General features: G+C 51.9%; 13 protein-coding genes. 5 read left to right on the forward strand and 8 right to left on the reverse strand.

Annotated elements, in window-relative coordinates:
• The first annotated feature begins 1 nt into the window (after nt 1).
• Complete coding sequence (locus RBB63_RS02720; RefSeq protein ID WP_309380850.1) at nt 2–688, forward strand: hypothetical protein; 687 nt, start codon at nt 2–4, stop codon at nt 686–688.
• A 17-nt stretch (nt 689–705) separates the two neighbouring features.
• On the opposite strand, the gene RBB63_RS02725 is transcribed toward RBB63_RS02720, so the two are convergent.
• Nucleotides 706–1,725 carry a LacI family DNA-binding transcriptional regulator gene (locus RBB63_RS02725; RefSeq protein ID WP_309380852.1) on the reverse strand — a complete coding sequence of 340 codons (1,020 nt, stop codon included), beginning with the start codon at nt 1,723–1,725 and terminating at the stop codon, nt 706–708.
• Between the two features lie 344 nt (nt 1,726–2,069).
• Here RBB63_RS02725 and RBB63_RS02730 point away from each other — a divergent pair, with 344 nt between their 5' ends.
• The 3 genes from RBB63_RS02730 to RBB63_RS02740 all read left to right on the forward strand — a co-directional run bounded on the left by RBB63_RS02730 (nt 2,070) and on the right by RBB63_RS02740 (nt 7,099).
• Complete coding sequence (locus RBB63_RS02730; RefSeq protein WP_309380854.1) at nt 2,070–3,827, forward strand: sodium:solute symporter family protein; 1,758 nt, start codon at nt 2,070–2,072, stop codon at nt 3,825–3,827.
• A 562-nt stretch (nt 3,828–4,389) separates the two neighbouring features.
• Nucleotides 4,390–5,943, forward strand: coding sequence for a glycoside hydrolase family 140 protein (locus RBB63_RS02735; protein ID WP_309380856.1), 1,554 nt, complete (start codon nt 4,390–4,392; stop codon nt 5,941–5,943).
• A 370-nt stretch (nt 5,944–6,313) separates the two neighbouring features.
• Nucleotides 6,314–7,099 (forward strand): PEP-CTERM sorting domain-containing protein, encoded by a 786-nt coding sequence (locus tag RBB63_RS02740; protein ID WP_309380858.1) that lies wholly within the window; start codon nt 6,314–6,316, stop codon nt 7,097–7,099.
• 463 nt (nt 7,100–7,562) lie between these two features.
• Here RBB63_RS02740 and RBB63_RS02745 read toward each other — a convergent pair whose 3' ends face one another.
• The gene (locus RBB63_RS02745; protein ID WP_309380860.1) at nt 7,563–8,291 is read right to left on the reverse strand and encodes a type II secretion system protein; all 729 of its coding nucleotides are present in this window, start codon (nt 8,289–8,291) and stop codon (nt 7,563–7,565) included.
• Between the two features lie 397 nt (nt 8,292–8,688).
• Between RBB63_RS02745 and RBB63_RS02750 the strand changes: the two genes are divergently transcribed.
• Nucleotides 8,689–10,227 carry a glycosyl hydrolase family 28-related protein gene (locus RBB63_RS02750; RefSeq protein WP_309380862.1) on the forward strand — a complete coding sequence of 513 codons (1,539 nt, stop codon included), beginning with the start codon at nt 8,689–8,691 and terminating at the stop codon, nt 10,225–10,227.
• 109 nt (nt 10,228–10,336) lie between these two features.
• On the opposite strand, the gene RBB63_RS02755 is transcribed toward RBB63_RS02750, so the two are convergent.
• From RBB63_RS02755 to RBB63_RS02780, 6 genes are all read right to left on the reverse strand, one after another.
• Nucleotides 10,337–11,344: a hydroxyacid dehydrogenase gene (locus RBB63_RS02755; RefSeq protein ID WP_309380864.1), complete on the reverse strand. Its 1,008-nt coding sequence runs from the start codon at nt 11,342–11,344 to the stop codon at nt 10,337–10,339.
• A gap of 118 nt (nt 11,345–11,462) precedes the next feature.
• A complete protein-coding gene (locus tag RBB63_RS02760; RefSeq protein WP_309380866.1) occupies nt 11,463–14,321 on the reverse strand; it encodes a LamG-like jellyroll fold domain-containing protein in 2,859 nt (952 codons plus the stop codon).
• Nucleotides 14,322–14,733: 412 nt separating this feature from the next.
• A complete protein-coding gene (locus tag RBB63_RS02765; RefSeq protein WP_309380868.1) occupies nt 14,734–15,540 on the reverse strand; it encodes a hypothetical protein in 807 nt (268 codons plus the stop codon).
• A gap of 21 nt (nt 15,541–15,561) precedes the next feature.
• Nucleotides 15,562–17,391, reverse strand: a complete 1,830-nt coding sequence (locus tag RBB63_RS02770; protein ID WP_309380870.1) for a glycosyl hydrolase family 28-related protein — start codon at nt 17,389–17,391, stop codon at nt 15,562–15,564.
• Nucleotides 17,392–17,402: 11 nt separating this feature from the next.
• Entirely contained in the window at nt 17,403–17,759 is a 357-nt protein-coding gene (locus RBB63_RS02775) for a polysaccharide deacetylase family protein (protein ID WP_309380872.1), read from the reverse strand.
• Nucleotides 17,756–18,136, reverse strand: coding sequence for a polysaccharide deacetylase family protein (locus RBB63_RS02780; protein ID WP_309380874.1), 381 nt, complete (start codon nt 18,134–18,136; stop codon nt 17,756–17,758). Before RBB63_RS02780 ends, RBB63_RS02775 begins: the two co-directional genes overlap by 4 nt.
• Nucleotides 18,137–18,140: the final 4 nt, after the last annotated feature.

Below are 18,140 nucleotides of genomic sequence, written 5' to 3' on the forward strand. Positions count from 1 at the left end.
CATGTCCAAGCATCTATTCATCGCCTTAGGCCTCCTTCTCATTGCGACCCTTTCGCTCCATGCCCAACAGCGTCGATTTACTGTCGTTGCTCCTTATGGCGGCAAAGAGCTCAAGGAGCTTGGTTTCCTGGATGAAGATGGCGAATTCCAAAAGTTGAAATGGAGCCGCTCCCGACGCTCCCCCGAATACACTGCACCGCGCACGAATGATGTGCGTTTGGTGAAGCCGCACGTCAACGAGGAAGGCCGCACGGAGTATCTACCAGTGCTCGACCTTAACTGGCCGGGCAATACAAACCAGGCGCTGTTTGTGGTTGTTCAAGTCGATGGCGAAACACCTGCCCGGGTGATGGCAATCGATGACCGCGACGAAACATTTCCGCTCAACACCTTGAAAGTGCTCAATGGAATCGACCAGACGATCTATGCGCTGGCCGGAGATAAGAAATTCCAACTCAACGCGGGCAAGCTATCCAAAGCATTCACCACCGAAAAGTATTTCCAAGTAGATGAAGACGCACCCAATCCCGGCATGCCGATAGCGGTTGGCGTAAATGTCGACGGCCAGTATGACTTGCTTTATGCTGCCGGTGTTAGCGTGACGCCTCACAGCCGCGTGCTTTGCCTGGTGCTCCCGCCCAAGCAACAGGGCTCCACGCGCTATCAAGCACGCTTGCTCATACATTAAAGTACTTTGACGATGCTTCACCGAACCGGGCGAAGCGTTGAGCCTTCGTTCCACTGCCCTTCCAGCAAGATATTCTTGGGGTCCGCAGGTATACCGCGTTCATCATGCTGAATGAGCTGGATCAACGTGTCCACTGCGGCAGCTCCAATTTGCTCAGACTTCTCAACCACCCCACTTAACTCCGGGTGCCTGAGCGGCGCCATCGGGCTTGCGATGCCAAGCTCTCCAGGGATATCCAAACCTAACTGCTGCACCACTGGCCACATCGGCGAAGTGATGATCACGGCGTCTGGTTTATGCTGTTTTTTCCATGCACTGAACTTAGTCGGAAAGTCTTCGTCTGTCAGTAGCTCAGGCAGAAATTCCAGACCATGGCTGCGACACCCACAGAGATAAGCAGACTGGCAATGTTCCAGCGTTTTTAAGTTCACTTCCTTGCTTCCCGCAAAGCCGATGCGCCGATAACCACGCTCTACCAGGCTATTAAAAATCGCCCGTGTCGCACGGATGTGAGACGGCGACACGCGGTGCATGATCGGCGTCCGAATCGTGTAACCAAAGGTAACGAGGCAATAGTCTTCGTAGGGTATATCGAAAACCTCCCCCTGCTTAGTCGGTGGACAGATAAAAATACCGCGGATGCCTCGCGCCTTTAAAATACTGTCCAATCGCTTAGCGCTGAGATTTTCCTGCAGCAGGTCGATTTTTTCGATATTGAACCCCAAAGCCTGCGCCCGCGCAAATGCTCCTTGGTAATATAGATTGTAGGTCGTGATCAGATGCCAGGGCCGCTCCTTGCTCGAATAGCTAATCCACGCTAAGGTCCCCTGATAATGCTGCGCCTCTTCATGGTTGCGGTATTTGGACAACGCCGAAAGCAGCGGATCCGGTCGATAACCCATCGACTCCGCAACCTCGCGCACATAGGCGCGCGTCTCCGGTGATACTGCCGGGCTCCCGTTCAGAGCCAGAGAAACAGTCGGGCGGCTAAGCCCTGCCTTTGCGGCAACATCTTTTTGTGTCGGTCGTCGGGGCATTGGGTGTCATTGAATGGTTGTCATGCGCGGGGTATCAAAGTTGCCTCAATACAGCGAACGCCAACCGCCGCAGCAACGACCACGACGCTAACATGTGTTAGCTTACACTGTCATCAACACGATCCCCCACGCCGCCCCCACATTGCCAAGAGGATGTAGATCACCTTCTAACATGTGTCAGAATTCCAACCATAGACATTCCACGACGCTCGCAGATTACTGAGACTCCTTGCCCAACGACTCAGGTTAGTCGTAGTAAGATTAAAACCGCAGCATCGCGCTCAAACCTTTCGCCCCAACCGATACGAGCACCCAACCAAAGCTCACCCTCACTTCGCACAATCATGTCGATTGAATACGCAACCATTTTAATCTACTTCATTTTTCTCGTCACCTTAGGCTACCTCGTCGCCAAAATGAATACCTCGGTCGACGATTATGTCCGCGGCGGTGCCAAGGGAACGTGGTGGATCGTGGGCTCAAGTATGTTCGTAGGCGGCATCAGTGCATTTACTTTTACGGGCAATGCATCGGCAGCGTTCAGCGCCGGTCCAACGTTTTTAGTCATCTACGCCGCCAATGTTATTGGCTTCCTGATCTGCATGATTCTTGGCCCTTGGTTCCGGCAAACGCGTGCGGAAACCTGGGCCGACGTGCTTCACGACAGATACGGCGTATCGGTGGAGCAGTTCTCAGCGATTCTGGGCGTTTGCCTCTCACCATTGGCAGCCGGCATTCAACTGTATGCACTGGCGGTGTTTGCTTCCTCAGCACTCGATCTCCCGGTTACCTTGCTCATTTTTATTCTTGGTGGCATCGCCATCAGCTACTCCACCATGGGCGGGCGCTGGGGCGTCATGGCGACAGATTTTATTCAAGGCGTGCTGATGTTCGGGATGACACTCCTCGTGTTCTTCCTTTCGATTAAGGCCGTTGGTGGATGGGGTCAGTTTATCAACTACTTCAGTGATCCCCGCTTCGCCGAAGACTTCAAGTTCGTGAAAGCGCCCGGCGAATTCCATCAGGATAAATACAGCCTCAAGTGGATCATTGTCATCTTCTTCGTCCAGCTAAAGGGCTATATCAATCTCGGAACGGCTGGTCGTTTCTTGTCGGTCAAAGACGGTCCCTCCGCACGCAAGGCTGCGCTTCTGGCCGCAGTGTTGATGTTTGTGGGCAGCATCATCTGGTTCGTTCCTCCAATGGTCGCACGATTCCTGTTCGAAGCTGAGATTCAAGGCATGGACATCAAGGAACCGGCAACGGCAAGCTATTCCTACCTCGCTCAACTGCTGTTGCCCAATGGCCTCATGGGTCTCATGTTGGCAGCCATGTTTGCCGCGACAATGAGTAGCCTGGACTCAAGCCTCAACGGCACGACAGGCGTCATCGTAAAAAACATCATGCCTTGGGCTCGCAGCAAACTCGGCATGGGGGAAATGAGTTCAAAGCAGGGCGTGCGCTGGTGCCAATTTTTCACGGTCGGACTCGGTGCCGCGATTATCGCTGTCGCCTGCATCTTCTCGCGGCAAGAAAAGTTGGAGCTCTTCGACGCCTTTCTAATGATCGGCGCTGTAATCGGCGTCCCCCTTGGTTTACCCGTTTTACTCGGACTCTGGATCAAGCGCATATACTGGGGCAGCTATTTTGTGATCATCGCTGTCGCCCTGATTCCATCCATCTACTTCACGTATGATTCAAGCGTCAACGATGCCAGCTGGTCCATACAGGATCGCATGATCTGGCTCTACATCTTTGGCGTCGCCGGCTTCTTAATCAGCCTTCCGATGTGGCGACTGGCCAAACAATCCGAGCGCTCAAGAATTGAAGCATTTTTTGAGCGCATGCATCGCCCAATCGACTTCGCAAAGGAAGTCGGCGAAGACAATGATAGAGTTCAACTAAAGCTTCTAGGAGTATCATCTCTAGCAATGGCTGGCTTTGTTTTATTGCTATTATTTGTGCCCAACGATCTGACAGCCCGTCTTCAAATCCTAAGCCTGAGCTTGTTCATGGGTTCCATTGGCGGTCTGTTGATGGTCGCATATTATCGCAGAACGCCATCTCACCCCAATGTAAGAAACTGCTCCAATAAAGTGTGATCCTGCGAGATAATTCCCACACACTTTAGGGATTGTCTGGGAATTCAAAATGTTGATGGTGCGCGAGAAAATGAATGCAGCACAAGGCGGCCAAAGCGATGTGGGCTGGAAGCCCATGAGCGCATGGCCAACGCAGTGAACTTTCATTTTCGCCGCATCGACTGACGGAAGGCTTTTTCCCTTCAGATTCGTTGTCATGCGGTTCACAGGCTTCCAGCCTTGTGAACCACATTCCGCCTTTCTGAACTAAAAAATCCTTACCGCCATCAGCATTTTGAATTTCCAGACACTCCCTAGAACGACGGACAAAATTCTCACCATCCGCATTCTTGACTCTGAGCAGCTCAAAGCCGATTTGAAGCGTTGCGGTATAGACTACCGCACCGAAGACGGGGACTTGGACTGTTCACGCGCTGTGCTACAGGTTCGGCCATTGACGGGCCACGCAAGGGCAACCATACAATTTGCGCCAGTAAAAGTAATCTCTAACTTGTGTAGGAATTGTTTCCGCTTGTGTTTTAGCAGCGAACTTGGGTGGATAGCGTAAAGCTTTCTATAAACAATGCTCAAGCCATCCCCTGAAATCTGTTCCCCATGGCGCGAGGTCGAGCTGATCTTTGCCGCTGTAAAGCACTATACGCAGCCTTACTTGGAAGTCGACGCCTACGTGGTTTTTACCCACGCGCCCAGCGGGCAAGTTTTACGGCGTCCTGCGTTTTGGGATGGAGGTTCTAGATGGCGCGTGCGATTCGCGTCACCAGAGAGCGAGGGGATTTGGTCATGGGAATCATTTGCGTACGTCGATGATGTCGGCCTGGTTGGCCAACGAGGCAAGCTCGCGGCGCAGGCTACAGCAAGCAATAGCCTATTCGAACAACACGGGTTTTGGCGTATGTCTCCCGGCAAGCGTAACCTAGTTCACGCTGACGGCAAACCAGCGTTACTCTGCGGAGATACTGCTTGGGCGTTGCCTTGGCGCGCGACGATTGAGCAAGCGGAGGTTTACGCGAATGACCGTCAACGTAAGGGTTATAACGCCGCGCTGCTAATGGTGGTTCAGCCAGACATGAACGCCGAGGGCCCTGATTCCCGTATGGAGGATTACGGCTTTGCTCGTGGTTTTGATGATCTCTGCTCCGGACATCTAAACGAGCTACGCCCAGACTTTTTCCAATACTTCGATCGCTTAGTCGATGTGCTGCTGGACCATGAAATTGTGCCGGTCTACCAGCCCGTATTCCACGGATATGGTTGGAAGGGCAAACAAGTTGCCGGGCAAGTGGTTTCCGGCGAGGAATATGTGCGCTTTTGCCGATACATTGTAGCGCGTTATGGCGCGCGTCCGGCGATTTACCTCGTGGGAGCCGACGACTATGGCTTGCTTGATTCAGTGCGTGCCGGCGGCGAGATGGTTCATGCCTCAGATTGCTACGACCAACCTACTGGCGTACATTACAACCCAATGGCGCTAAACCGCAGTTGGCAGGCATGTGACTGGCTAGACTTTCAATGGTGTCAGACCGGGCACGGCGAGGAGCATTTGCCCGAACGCGTGATGGACATGTGGCATCAGCAGCCGGTCAAAGCAGTGTGCAATGCCGAGCCCACCTACGAGCGAATGGGCGGCTACAAGGCTGAGGGCTGGTGGCAGGGGCACGAGGCTTGGAGCAACCTTTGCGCGGGCGGCACGATGGGGGTTGTCTATGGCGCCGCCTCGCTCTGGCAATGGCGCCTCCACAAGGACGAGCCGGGACACGAGAGTTGGTGCGCGGACCCAGATGCTGGCTGGGAAAAAGCGTTGAACTTCGAGGGCTCGAATTATCCGGGCGTTGTACGACGCATTCTCGAGCAATATGACTTCACTGACATGCACCCGGATTGGCGGTCTATCACCGGTAAGCGCGGCTTGGCGGCAGGTAATCGTTTCCTGCTGGTGTACTCAGAGCATGATGGCGATATCTTTACGGGGTCTCTAGGCGATGCGCCGGATGGCTACCGTGTTTACTGTGCGCGGACCGGCGAAGTATTGTCCGCAGGGAAGCGTACTAGCTGTAGCAGTATTGCTGTGGAAAAAGGTCGTCCGGCGGTGATTGTTTTCAGCGATGAACTTGCCTGACAACGGAGTAAAAAACAGCCAGCCGTAAATCTCTCAGTTGACGGGAACTAAACCGGCCGGCTCGGCCACAATTGCTCTTTTGCCAGAAATCAAAAGCTAAAGAGATTGCAGCCAGTTTAGATAAAACTTTGGGACTGCGAGCCCTAACAAGCGTTAGAAGTGGTGACATTGCTCAAGGCGTTCATTTTGAAAGTATGTATGCACTGCACTTACCCTTACATTCTCAATTTAATGCCAGATTGCCATACTATCAGCGTGTGCTTTTTACCAGTTGGAAGACTCAATCATATTGATTTTCCCAAAGCACAACAGCAGGCACGAGAATAGAAATCAAAACGGCTCTTAACTCCCTGAAATAGCAAATAGCACCATGAAACCAAATAATCGCCTTATGGCCGCCCTTTCCGTTGGCGTCGCTGCTTCGAGCTTGGCCTATGCTCAGACCTCTGCCTATCTGTTCGATTTCAACACAACGCAATCTGGTTCTTACCCCGATGCTTCGACCTGGAATATTTATGCTGAACCCGGTGATATATCCGGAGCAGTCAGTGATACTAGCGGAGACTCAAGCGCTGGCGTAATACTAGGATTTTCCGGCGACTTCATTGATTCAACCGGCACTGGGCTGTATAATGATAATGGTCCAGCATGGACGGACGCCAATGCGCCAGCAGGGGACTTTTTCTGGACGGGGACGAACCTGAGCTCAGTTAGTGAATTTACCCTTTCCCTAACGGGACTCAGCCAAGGCTCAATGATCGCCCTGGACATTTTTGCCAGCCGGAATTCCGGTAATGCTCTCTTGGGCTTCTACGAATACTCCATCGATAATGGTGCTTCCTGGAATGGTTTTACTGTGTTAGATAACACTGGTAGCGCGGTAACTACCGATGGTTGGGGCGTTAATACTACTCAGACCCAGGAATTCGATCTCGATAATGATGGTTTTGAGATTGGCCGGTATATGAACATCGCCAATGTTTCCATTGGCTCGGCCGAATCAATACAGGTTCGTGTGACCAAACCTGCGAATACGTCGAGCTACGTCGGCATTAACTCAATGCAGTTTATGGTATCTATACCAGAGCCTTCAACCTATGCATTGATTTTCGGGTTACTCTTGGGCGGAATGGCGATCCTTAGGGCTCGCCGCTAAGAAGTATACATATAATTTAGCCTCGGACGCCAATGTGGTCCGAGGCTTTTTGTTGTCAAAGTGATAGACGCATTCGGAGCTCTTTGTGCTCTATTATCAATGATATGACATTGTTTTATGGTCTCCATGCCTATCACCGGTCGACAGCATTGGTTTCTTGAGGAATAGCTGTTTGAACTACCATACAGTTAATTGCCTGTAGTCAATGCATCTGCTTCCGATTCATTACTATGCGAGGCACTTCACCAGTGATGGTAACAGAAGATTCTGACCAGGCGTTAAATACGGTCAAACGGAGTGCTTCAGCTTGTCGTTGTCTCTGAATTCTTTGCCCCCGCCGTATCGTCAGCCAACATTCAAATCGCGACTGCATGTAGCCACAAAAGAGGCGGAGCACCCAGCTGGTGGCTCCGCCCTATTGATCCCCCTTGGGGATTGAAATATTCTTATGGATAGATGGGATTCACGTTCTTCTCCAGAACTTCATCCTGGTGTCGCTTTTCAACGTGACCATCCATAAAGAAAAACTTGGCCTCACCATGTTCATCCCAGCGAATATCGCCGCCCCCCCCGTGCCTGGGTCGATTGGTTTGTCTGCATTAGATGGATTGTAATTACCGCTCCAACTACCAGACCAAGAGAATGATTCACTGTGGAGCAAGTCGCCCCATGGTGTGCCAGTTGGGGAATCAACCCCGGCGTCAGCAAGTAGTATCTGTCGTCCCGGGTTAAACTGCCTCATTAAGTTATTGCATCGTCGCAGTGCTTTTGGAGCTGCTCCACCGCCATTTTCATCACCATTTCCTCGAGTAACAGCGCCCAAGGGTGCGAAGTGGTATTTAACATTGGGTGAAACCGTTCCATCGTGTATCGCTGCGGTGTCGTGAAATGCATTGGACCATTCATTGGGGTAGTCTTCGTATCCGCCATCAGTAATGATAGCGTTTACTTTGCGGTCCCACATATCTCGTTTGCTTGCGCCATGAATGGAAGGCAACTCTCCATTATTGTCTTGGGCGACGAGCAGATAGGCTAAGCCGACTTGGCGAATATTGCTGAGGGATTCAGTTTGGAGTGCGCTACGACGGATGCTCCCGACTGTAGGTATGAGAATCGCTGCAAGGATGGCGATTATAGCGACGACGGTCAGTAGTTCAACCAAGGTAAAGCCAGGATTGTGATCTTTATTCATGGGGATGAGGTAATTTTTGATTCCTAACAATTTACACCGAACTGGCAATTCGGCAATTTTGCGCGAGCTAACCCATGTTAGAGTATTTGTAGACAAGCGAGAAGGAACGGATAATGGGCGCGACGATGGGAAGAATGTGGGTTCATTGCGTTCTTTCGCTTTGAAGTCCTATCTGCGAAAGACTGAGATCGTGGATCTCCGCCGAAGAATTCCGGCCCTTGGCGTCATCGTATTGTGTCGCATTGGCGCCATCCGATGTGTTGTGTATGCCCCCCGAACATCGAACATGCGTTAGGCGGCAGTAGCTTTGTTCGGGCTCAGGGCCAGTCTAGGTTGGCTCATCTCAGACACCGTGTCTAATTGCATAGCAACCCTTCATGTCAGTTTGTAAACCCGAATGAACGCTCGCACCCCCTCTCAGAAATCATGGTTAAGTATACTCTGTGGAATGATCGCCGCCAGCGCACTTTTTGCAGAAACACCCCCAAGCGCTCCAGCAACGTATTCTCAGCTCTGGGGCGAGAACGGGGAACTCTGGTCACCGGTTGGCCGACTGCCTGACTTTTCTTTCGCGGGGTACCACTTCGGCGAAGACCCGATTCCAGACATCCCGGTCGTGTGCAGCGTGAAGGATTTCGGAGCCAAGGGAGATGGCGTGCACGACGACACGCAGGCCTTCATTGACGCCATTGCCGCGACGGACGCTGGCGTGATTGAAATCCCGGCCGGTCGCTATGTCATCCTGGACATCATTTGGATTCGCAAGCCCAACGTCGTCTTGCGCGGCGCCGGGCCAGATCAGACAATCTTGTATTGCCCACTGCCACTCGAGACGGTGAAGCCCCACCCAAGTAAAACCGGGAGCGGCGAGAGTGTTTCGGAATATTCCTGGGCAGGGGGATTTCTGTGGATGGAAGGTCGCTACAGCGAGCAAGAGCTGAGTCCCATTACCTCGACAAACGAGCGCGGCGACCGCGAAATAACCGTGGAATCTACAGATGATTTAAACGTCGGTGATGTCGTTTGCGTCAAAGTGGTCGAGGACGAGCAGGGTACGCTCATGGCCTATTTACACGATGGCGCCCCGGGCAGGGTACACAAGATTCGGCAACGTGAAGTCAGCAACCGTATGTTCAGCCGCATCAGTGAGATTCGCGGTAACATTGTTGTCTTGGAACGCGCACTCACGGTTGATCTTCGCCCTGAATGGAAGCCGCAGTTGATGCGGCAGACCTCGGACGTCAAAGAATGCGGCATTGAAGATCTGGCCATCGAGTTTCCAATCACTCCGACGCGGCCGCATCACTATGAGTACGGTTACAATGGCATTGAGTTTCGCCGCACGATGAACTGCTGGGTGCGGAATGTGCGGATCAAAAATGCTGACAGCAGCATCATTCTGTTCGGACGCTTTTGCACGGTTGATGGTCTCGTCCTTGAGTCCGAGCGCCCCGAATTGGACGGCGTTACCGGCCACCATGGCGTCACCATGGGTTACGATTGTGTGCTCGAAAACTTCGATATCCAGACGCGGTTCATCCATGACATCACCGTGGACACCTTTTCCTCGGGCAACGTCGTCAAGAACGGCAAAGGCGTGAACCTATCACTCGATCACCACCGCCGCGCCCCCTATCAGAATTTATACACGAACCTCGATCTTGGGAAAGGAACTGAGACCTGGACTTCCGGCGGCGCTGGCGGTCTGGGCAATCACGCCGCAGCGCGAAACACCTTCTGGCGTCTCATTGCCGAAACCGACCAAACTTTTCCACCCCGCGGCTTTGGCCCAGAGGCCCTGAATTTTATCGGCCTCCAGACACACCAAAAGTCGATTTTGCAGCCCGATGGCATTTGGTTCGAAGCCATCCCACCCGCAGAGCTTGAGCCAGCAGACTTGCACGCCGCCCAGCTCAAGAAGCGTCTGGGAAAATGAGCCAATGCGCCCGACTCAACATCGGCAGCAGCCAACTCAAACGAGATAGCAAATTTCGGTTCGCAGTCATGACCGGCTGGCTGTTCGGTTCGTTAAAACAGGTGGCAGCTCACGCCATTGTTTTTAGAATCGATTCCGTCACTTCGTGCTTCAGTGGCAAGCCACAGAGGCATCGCTCCAACTCATCGACCATGTAGGCGCCCATACGTCGGCATTCACCATTAATACTGCCCGCAATGTGCGGAGTGATCGTCACGTTAGTCAGATCCCAAAGCGGATTCTCTGCGTTCTCCGGCTCATCGGAAGTCACATCGAGAATGGCCTCCAGATCCTGCCGTTTTTGAAGCACTTGCAGCAGAACGGCCTCATCAATGAGATCTCCACGAGCCGTATTGACAAGCGTGGCATACGGCTTCATCGACTCCAACAGCTCACGGCCAACGAGACGCCTCGTCTCTGGCAAGCTGGGGCAATGCAGGCTGATCACATCGCAATTGGAGAATATATCCTCTAACGAAGTGAGCTTCGCGCCAAGCGCAGCCGCGTCCGTATCAGCAATGAAAGGATCGTAGGCTGATACATGGAGCGTATGCTCTCGATCCAGCATGCCAGCGACCCGTTTGCCAACAGCGCCGAGGGATACTAAGCCTACCTTGGACCGATAAACACCAGGCGCATGCGGTGGCTTGGACCACTCACGACTCAGAAAGGTTTCACGCTGACTTCGCCAGAAATGTTTGAGGCTCAGAACAATCAAAGAGTGAGCAAACTCTGCTGTGGGAATCGCATTCGCCTCCCATGCCGATGACACGCCAATGCCCCGCAACCTCGCCGCCTCCGTGTAAAAGTTCCGCACGGACCCTGACCCGTAAAAGACATGCCGCAAAGCCGGCGCCGAATCGAGGAACTCCTCATCCAGCACGGGCATGCCCCAGCCGGAAAGAATGTATTCCACCCGCCGCAATAGGTCACGGTAGTCCCGCCAATTGTCGTTCGTCAATTGGACATCAAGCGGATTGGTCAACTCTCGAACCTGCTGCTGCGCTTCTTGGCTATATATTTGCTCCAGCCCACCAACACGCAGGACAAAGGCGCTTATAGGTCTTGTATCGCTCATCTAATCTATACGGTAAGCCAGCGAACGGATTGCTGATTTGTTACCTCAACAATCATTCAACAAGCTGACTCATCGGCAAACGGGCCAACACTAACACATGTTAGCCCGATGCCATAAGTCATTCAGCCAAAGCTTGGACTTCATCCGGGAAGAGACAGACGTCAAATAGTTGAACCGCATCCATGAGACCTTCAAAGCGAAACCCGCCCCAGATGGTTCCCAATTCCAGTTCTTTATTGGACGCGTCTATCGAGCCGGAAATTGCGCTCGCCCCGATCTCAGTACCGTCCAGGTAAACTAACAATTGTGTTCCATCATAGGTCATCGCCACATGCGCCCATATATTGGCCTGAATCGACGCCCCCATGGTGTTCGGCGAAATATAAATTACCCAGGATCCTCCGATGCGCAGGCCACAGCGTAACCGGAGACCATACGTCCCCGGATAGAGATACATGTAGTATGCTGTATTGCGGCCGATAACACATTGATTGGTGGAGTCATCGTATGGCTTAACCCAGGCAGCCAGGCTCAAGGCAGAACCGCAATCCAGCAAGGGCGAGTCCGCAATCACCACCTCATCATTCACGCCATCGAATCCAAGCGCATAGACGCCTCGAACACTATCCGTGCTATAGGCAGCACCATTAATCACGGCATCCAGCTGGTTAGGTCCGCTGTCCAACGCCGTAACGCCTGCTCCCTCCTCAAACGCATACGCAGCTAGACTAGTCGGCAACACTGATGCCAACCAGTCACCAGAGTATAACAGACCGATTCCGGCTTGGTCTATCGCTACATCGAAGATGGCAATGTCATCCATATCGCCTTCGAAGCGGTAACCGTTCCAGATCGTGCCGAACTCCAAGCCATCGTTGCTGTTATACAACGTCCCACTGATTGCAGATGATCCAGCAACTTCGCCATCCAGATAGACCAGAAGCTCACTGCCGTCATAGGTCACCGCAACATGTGTCCATACATTCTCATCAACGGCATTCGATGAAGTAGTCGTGTAGGTAACCCAACTTGCGCCAATGCGCAAACCAACACGCACGCGCGCACTGCTGCCATTACCATACAGCTGGACGTAATACGCGCTATTCTTTCCAATGATGCATTGGTTCTTATTTGCGTCATCCGTACGAACCCAAGCGGACAAAGTAAAGCCTTCGCCTAGACTAAGCTCGGGCTGATCGGCAACAAACACTTCGTCCGAACTCCCGTTAAAATTTAACGCGATCGAGCTATTATGGCTACTGCCAACGTAAGTCGCGCCGCTGATGACGCCGTCAAAGTAGTTCTCGCTGAGGTCGGTGAGCAGGCCAGCATTCTGGTCTTCGGCATCATAATACACTACCGGCGTAAAGAGGGCCTCAAGATAGCCTGACGACGTGGTCACAACGGCTGGCTCCGTAGGGGGCGTTTGCCCGGTGAGCGAATACCAGCGATCCTCAGCCGGCAGACGATCGGCGACCCCCAAAGTTGGCCCATGCAGCGGCCAGGGTTTGCTCCCCATGAAGGCTGGCTTTGCAGACAAATAAAGGGATTCGGGCAATGCGGCATCATAGTCCGCGTCCCACTCGACAATGCCAGATTTACCGTTCAAGTTACCGGTTACGATGGTCGTGGGGGCAACATCCACATGTATGTCAATCGGGTCGCCTGCACTGAGCTCATTGCCCACGACATTGCCAATAATACTCGCCCAATCACTGGTTTCAGCCACATGAATTCCGGCATACCCGGCATCAGGCTTAGTGGCGTAATTACGAAATGCCGTGTTCCACGGGTTCGAGCCATGCACGTTATCGAGGAAAAGTTGGATCACTTTATTGCCCTCCCACAACGTATAATTGGCCATCGACCCATGCGCGGACATATCCGAGAACACACAATGCGAACAAACTTCACTGTGGGGATCCCGTGAAAAGTTATAGCCGAACACATTGCCACTTCCTCCGGTTTGCACCACGTATGAATGCCGCAGATGGTTTGCAGTATTGTCTTCAATCAAATTCAACGTCGAACGGTCTTGAGCCACAATGCCATAGCCATACCCGCCTGTATCACGCCACGTATCATTAACCACACAACCACGGACCTCGCACTGTAAAGATCGCGCTAGCCGAATGTGGTGCGCATAAGTCTTTTCAGACCAAACGTCTTTCACCCAACATTCATGCGCTGAATATAAAAAGAGGTTAATGCCAGCGCCGTTAGCATCATCAAGCATACGGTCAACAGTCAGCGTTTCGACTCCCGCATGATAGACCGGGCTTTGGGCGCGAATCTTGGGATTAAAGGAAGTTGAAAACTCCAGGAACAGCGGGTGCTTCAGCGTAACCTGCGTTCCATTCACACTGACGATCTCGTTAACCATACCCGTCTGGCGGTCCGTCCATGATTCATAGCCTTTGTAACCCATTTGGTAGACGGCCGGATCGTTGTCCTGCTTAATTTCGACTATGCGACCAGGAACAAACTTAGTGCTGTCGATCGATGCCAGAGTCAGCACAGTGCTCCCAGCCGAAAGGCCTCCGGTTATATCAAACTCTGCCGAGGAATTTGAATAAGAGCCAATAAAAATTCCGTGCTCGCTGTGATCCATTTTCAAAACCGTACCCATGCGGCTCTCTCCGCGGATCACCACTTGACTGGGCACATGCAAGGTGTCGGTCAGGTAGTAGTCGCCATCAGGCAGGTAGACCGCTTGTCCTTGCGGACATGCGTCTATCGCTGCTTGAATAGCGGCGGTGTCATCGGCGACACCATCGCCTACAGCGCCATAGTTGATCGCATTAACGCCAACACTATAAGTCGGAATACCGCCCGGCAAACCAGCGTCCGCCCAAGGCGCCATGCGGTCAGCAGGCACAAGCTCCGCGTTAAGATGAGCATTGAAGAGAATCGTAGATAGAAGGCTGAAGACAACCCGAGCAGACCAATTACTGGACTTCATGATTAATGTATTCATAGCAACGTTTGCATATGCGCCAAAATCGTAAGCGCCGTAGCTCAATGGGGTTAATTTGAGGTGTATATCCTCACGCGAGGAACGAACTAAGCTTAGTTTAACTCACCACTTTGCCGATGCTCTCATGCCTAACGCAGGTTAGTCCGTTCAAAAAAAGCCCGTCTGCTGATCCAATAAACGGGCGTGCCAATAGTCAGAATATTCCGAATGCCCATCATCCCTAAGTTACCCAACCCCTAGGTGTATTGTGTCGGAACACCATCTTGGTTTTGCGATGCAAAACACTCCTTGGCTGTGTCTCAACTCACATAGAGGTTGTGACTACCTCCTATTTTCAGTTCGTGGCGTTTGAGTAGGCCTTTACTTGGGTGCTTCGATCATGACGCAGTCGTAATCGGGCGTTCCTAGCAAACTACTTAGCTTCGCCTTTAGCTTCAAACGCAGCAATGCCCAGCATGTAGGGAGATGTTGGCGTAGCGTTGCCAAACCACTGGTCTTCCTCCACATAAAGTCCAACTGCCATAACGTCGCTCAAATCGAGAGAGTTGTATTCAGCCGATCTGTCATCGAAATTTAGATTATCCTCTGGATGATAAGGCGCCCACTTAACACCGACCAAATTCTGTTTCCCGATTTCACTAGAGCCGCTGTTGGTCATGTTAAAATCGAAATCCGACACATAATACACGCCGCCAATTTCAACCACATAGCGACCGCTCACATTGCGCTCAGAACCAGTGAAGTACGTATTCCACTTCACGGATAATCCATCGATTCGAACGTCACCTTTGTTGAATGGCTTTTTGAAATCTTCCTTTTTAAAAATAATGACAACGTGCAAGGCCATCTCTGCATCAGCCCATCCATTTTTGCTGTAGCACTGCATCGTAATCGGATGAGAGCCTTGGTGATTGAAACGAATTTGTTCGCGGTTGAATATCCATTCCGGGTTGGTGGATTCAAACTGATAGCCGCCGTAGATGGATGGACCAGAATAGCCAGAATACACATTGTTTTTCAACAAGGGCTCTTTGGCGCTAAACTCCACAACTTTCACATTGGGAGCGGATATGGACTGATCCGCATAACGGTCAAAATCAATATCATACTCGATGCCATACTCCGAGGGTTCGTAAGACACGACCACATCACTGGCCGACAAGCACAGAGTAAACATTGCCAACATTGGCAAGATGAGATTTGAAGGGAGGTTTTTCATAGATATATCTTTCGTAAAGTGTTACTTGCCGCTCAGTTTGATTTTCCGGGAGCCAAAGACTGCCACTAAGCCAACCAACACAATCAGACCACCGAAGTATATGAAGACTGAATCCCCACCCTCGCTGTCCTCATTCTTGGAGTTCGCTGATTCCGCGATCGTAAGCGTTGGTTCAACGTCTGGCGCGGAGTCCATAGTGGGTGTCGCAACGTTTTTGCTGCGTAGCTTCAGGTCAGCTTGAACGGCGACTTTACCTTGATTCAGGCGTAACTTCAGCTGTTCCTCATATAGCGACTGCGGATAAAGCCTCTCCCACTCGCCAGAGCCTTCTACATAATCCCAGGGCAGGGTGCCTTGGTACTGTGCCTCAAGCCAATCGAGCCTGGGTTTATCAAGGTCCACTTTGGTATATGTGCGCAGCGAGTCGGACAGGCCAATTAAATAGCCCCATCCATATTGCGCAGAGCGAATTTCGCCATCGCCGCTACAGTTCCAATAAACAGATTCAGTAACCGTGTGCCCAGCACCGCCACTTTTTTCCCCGCGGTTCATGCCATGCCAGCCATCGTTTATCACACAGGAGTCCACCAGGTTGGCGATCGCAAGAGAGTGATGAAAATCGGATGGGCCCAAGTTATTATTAAAGTCGCTCAGCGAACCTCCGGTCGATTCGCATCGGAGGTAAACGTTGCCCACGTTACCGAACAACCAGCTTGCAGTGTAATTGTGGCGACCGCCAATCCCCTTACAATCAACCGTCAACACATCATTGCCGCCCTCCACGACATAGAGGTAACCATGCCCTCCGCCATCCCTTCGCTGAGCATAGTAAAATCCGCAGTCTTGAAGCGTGATGCGCTTGCAACGAATCACTACGATCCCTTTGTCATAGACTTGATACTTCGCATCATAGCCCTCTCCGATGGGCAACATCGACTCCACGTTTCGAGTCCAACAATTCTTTGCATCGATAAACCGGATCAGCTCACGCCGGACATCTTGTGACAACGTCTCCACCACCCCCTCACGCATCGCATTAGTAATAGAAAGGTCCTCAACGCCACATTCCTCCAGCAGATGCGTTCGCCTTTTGATAGACGCCATATCACGCACCTTGATTGGATACCGCACTGGAGTATCCAGAGTCACCTTATGTGGCTCGCTGGATGTGTCCACGGCTTCGACATTGGCCTGAAAGAACGTCATCCACTTGCCGTTATGCGGCTTCCATACCCCGGTCATGCCATGCTCTTCAATGAACTCATCCGATATGATCCATCCCACATCAACGTCATCGCCAACCTTTAGGTCACTCGCGTTCTCCACCCAGACATCCTTGCTCAAACGTGGGGTATCTTTGACCAGCAGCTTACTTACATCCGTTTTGTTTTCGCCAGCGAATCGAATCGCCGTCACCCTTTTCTCTGCTTCATCAACAAACTGCAACCGGGTCTTCCCCACACCATTACCACGTATAACGACGCCATCGCGATTTACATTCAAGCCACTGCTAAAATAGTAATGCCCCTCGGGCAAATAGACCACACCGCCTCCCGCTGCCTCTGCCGCATCAATGGTCGCCTGAACGCTGACCGTTGAATCCTCTACACCTGTATTATCAGCGCCAAACTGCTCCACAGCATTAAAGACCGGGCCCTTAATTGTTGGTATTGGCTTTTCCCCACTATGATAGCCGGCATAAGAAAAATCGTGCAGAAAGCGCCCTTCCTCATCCGACAACCCGGGAGTCCAGTTCTCTGGAAAAAGATGACTACGCCAAACACCACTTTGCGCATTCAAGCCCGCGTGAAGCAGCGCCAAGATCAGGGTAAAAAAGTATGACTTAAACATGTAACGACTGACTAAGCTTCTGGTGAAAAATCCCGTGGCAGCGCGAACGTTGCACCCTGTTCACGCAGGTAGGAAACAATTTTGATAAATTCGGCAAACTCACTTTCATCCCACATTCCTGGATGGCCCTGCAGGACCAAGGGAGACTTCGGCGGATTGCTTTCGTAGCTTTTTTTGAAGACCTCGAAATCTACGTGGCCGACTTTAGGCTCGAGATTCACTTTGTAGTCGCGTTTCAAGCTCTTAGCGCCTTGTACTGATTTACCCGAACCATACAGCCAGACGTTCAGTTCAGGAAATTGGCCCAGCGCAATTCGCGTGTCGTCATCCACTGCATTGAATGGCGCGCCGAAGGTGGAAAATGTCACCCAAGTTTTTCGCGCCCTAATCGTTGCGAGTCGCCAATGTGCTTCAGTTGATGCTCAAGTCCACTGTTGGAGAACTCGGACACCTTAGCATCGCCATCCATCCAACGTTTATGATCGTAACCGTGATTCCACAATTCAATAAGGTCGCTACTGCTCCAAGCCGTTAGCGTTTGAAAGTAGGCTGGCTGGTCCCCCTCCAGCGAATCACAGATAATGCCCATCGAGACAGGCACCTGCTCCTCAATCGCAAAATCATAAAGGCGCTGCCAGCGCTCTGGCACATCACCATGCCTCGCGCACACATCATCCATTTTGAACACAACGACCGTCACTGGTGTTGGTTCAACCGCGAGAATACTGATTGGCAAAAGGCTCAACAAC

Origin of the sequence: Cerasicoccus frondis (assembly GCA_031296915.1) — a bacterium.
Classification (GTDB): Bacteria; Verrucomicrobiota; Verrucomicrobiia; order Opitutales; family Cerasicoccaceae; genus Cerasicoccus; species Cerasicoccus frondis.

What these genes read in the sequence shown, in the direction of transcription:
- RBB63_RS02720 (WP_309380850.1), top strand. Translation starts at nt 2, where the DNA reads ATGTCCAAGCATCTATTCATCGCCTTAGGCCTCCTTCTCATTGCGACC.
- RBB63_RS02725 (WP_309380852.1), bottom strand. Translation starts at nt 1,725, where the DNA reads ATGCCCCGACGACCGACACAAAAAGATGTTGCCGCAAAGGCAGGGCTT.
- RBB63_RS02730 (WP_309380854.1), top strand. Translation starts at nt 2,070, where the DNA reads ATGTCGATTGAATACGCAACCATTTTAATCTACTTCATTTTTCTCGTC.
- RBB63_RS02735 (WP_309380856.1), top strand. Translation starts at nt 4,390, where the DNA reads ATGCTCAAGCCATCCCCTGAAATCTGTTCCCCATGGCGCGAGGTCGAG.
- RBB63_RS02740 (WP_309380858.1), top strand. Translation starts at nt 6,314, where the DNA reads ATGAAACCAAATAATCGCCTTATGGCCGCCCTTTCCGTTGGCGTCGCT.
- RBB63_RS02745 (WP_309380860.1), bottom strand. Translation starts at nt 8,291, where the DNA reads ATGAATAAAGATCACAATCCTGGCTTTACCTTGGTTGAACTACTGACC.
- RBB63_RS02750 (WP_309380862.1), top strand. Translation starts at nt 8,689, where the DNA reads ATGAACGCTCGCACCCCCTCTCAGAAATCATGGTTAAGTATACTCTGT.
- RBB63_RS02755 (WP_309380864.1), bottom strand. Translation starts at nt 11,344, where the DNA reads ATGAGCGATACAAGACCTATAAGCGCCTTTGTCCTGCGTGTTGGTGGG.
- RBB63_RS02760 (WP_309380866.1), bottom strand. Translation starts at nt 14,321, where the DNA reads ATGAATACATTAATCATGAAGTCCAGTAATTGGTCTGCTCGGGTTGTC.
- RBB63_RS02765 (WP_309380868.1), bottom strand. Translation starts at nt 15,540, where the DNA reads ATGAAAAACCTCCCTTCAAATCTCATCTTGCCAATGTTGGCAATGTTT.
- RBB63_RS02770 (WP_309380870.1), bottom strand. Translation starts at nt 17,391, where the DNA reads ATGTTTAAGTCATACTTTTTTACCCTGATCTTGGCGCTGCTTCACGCG.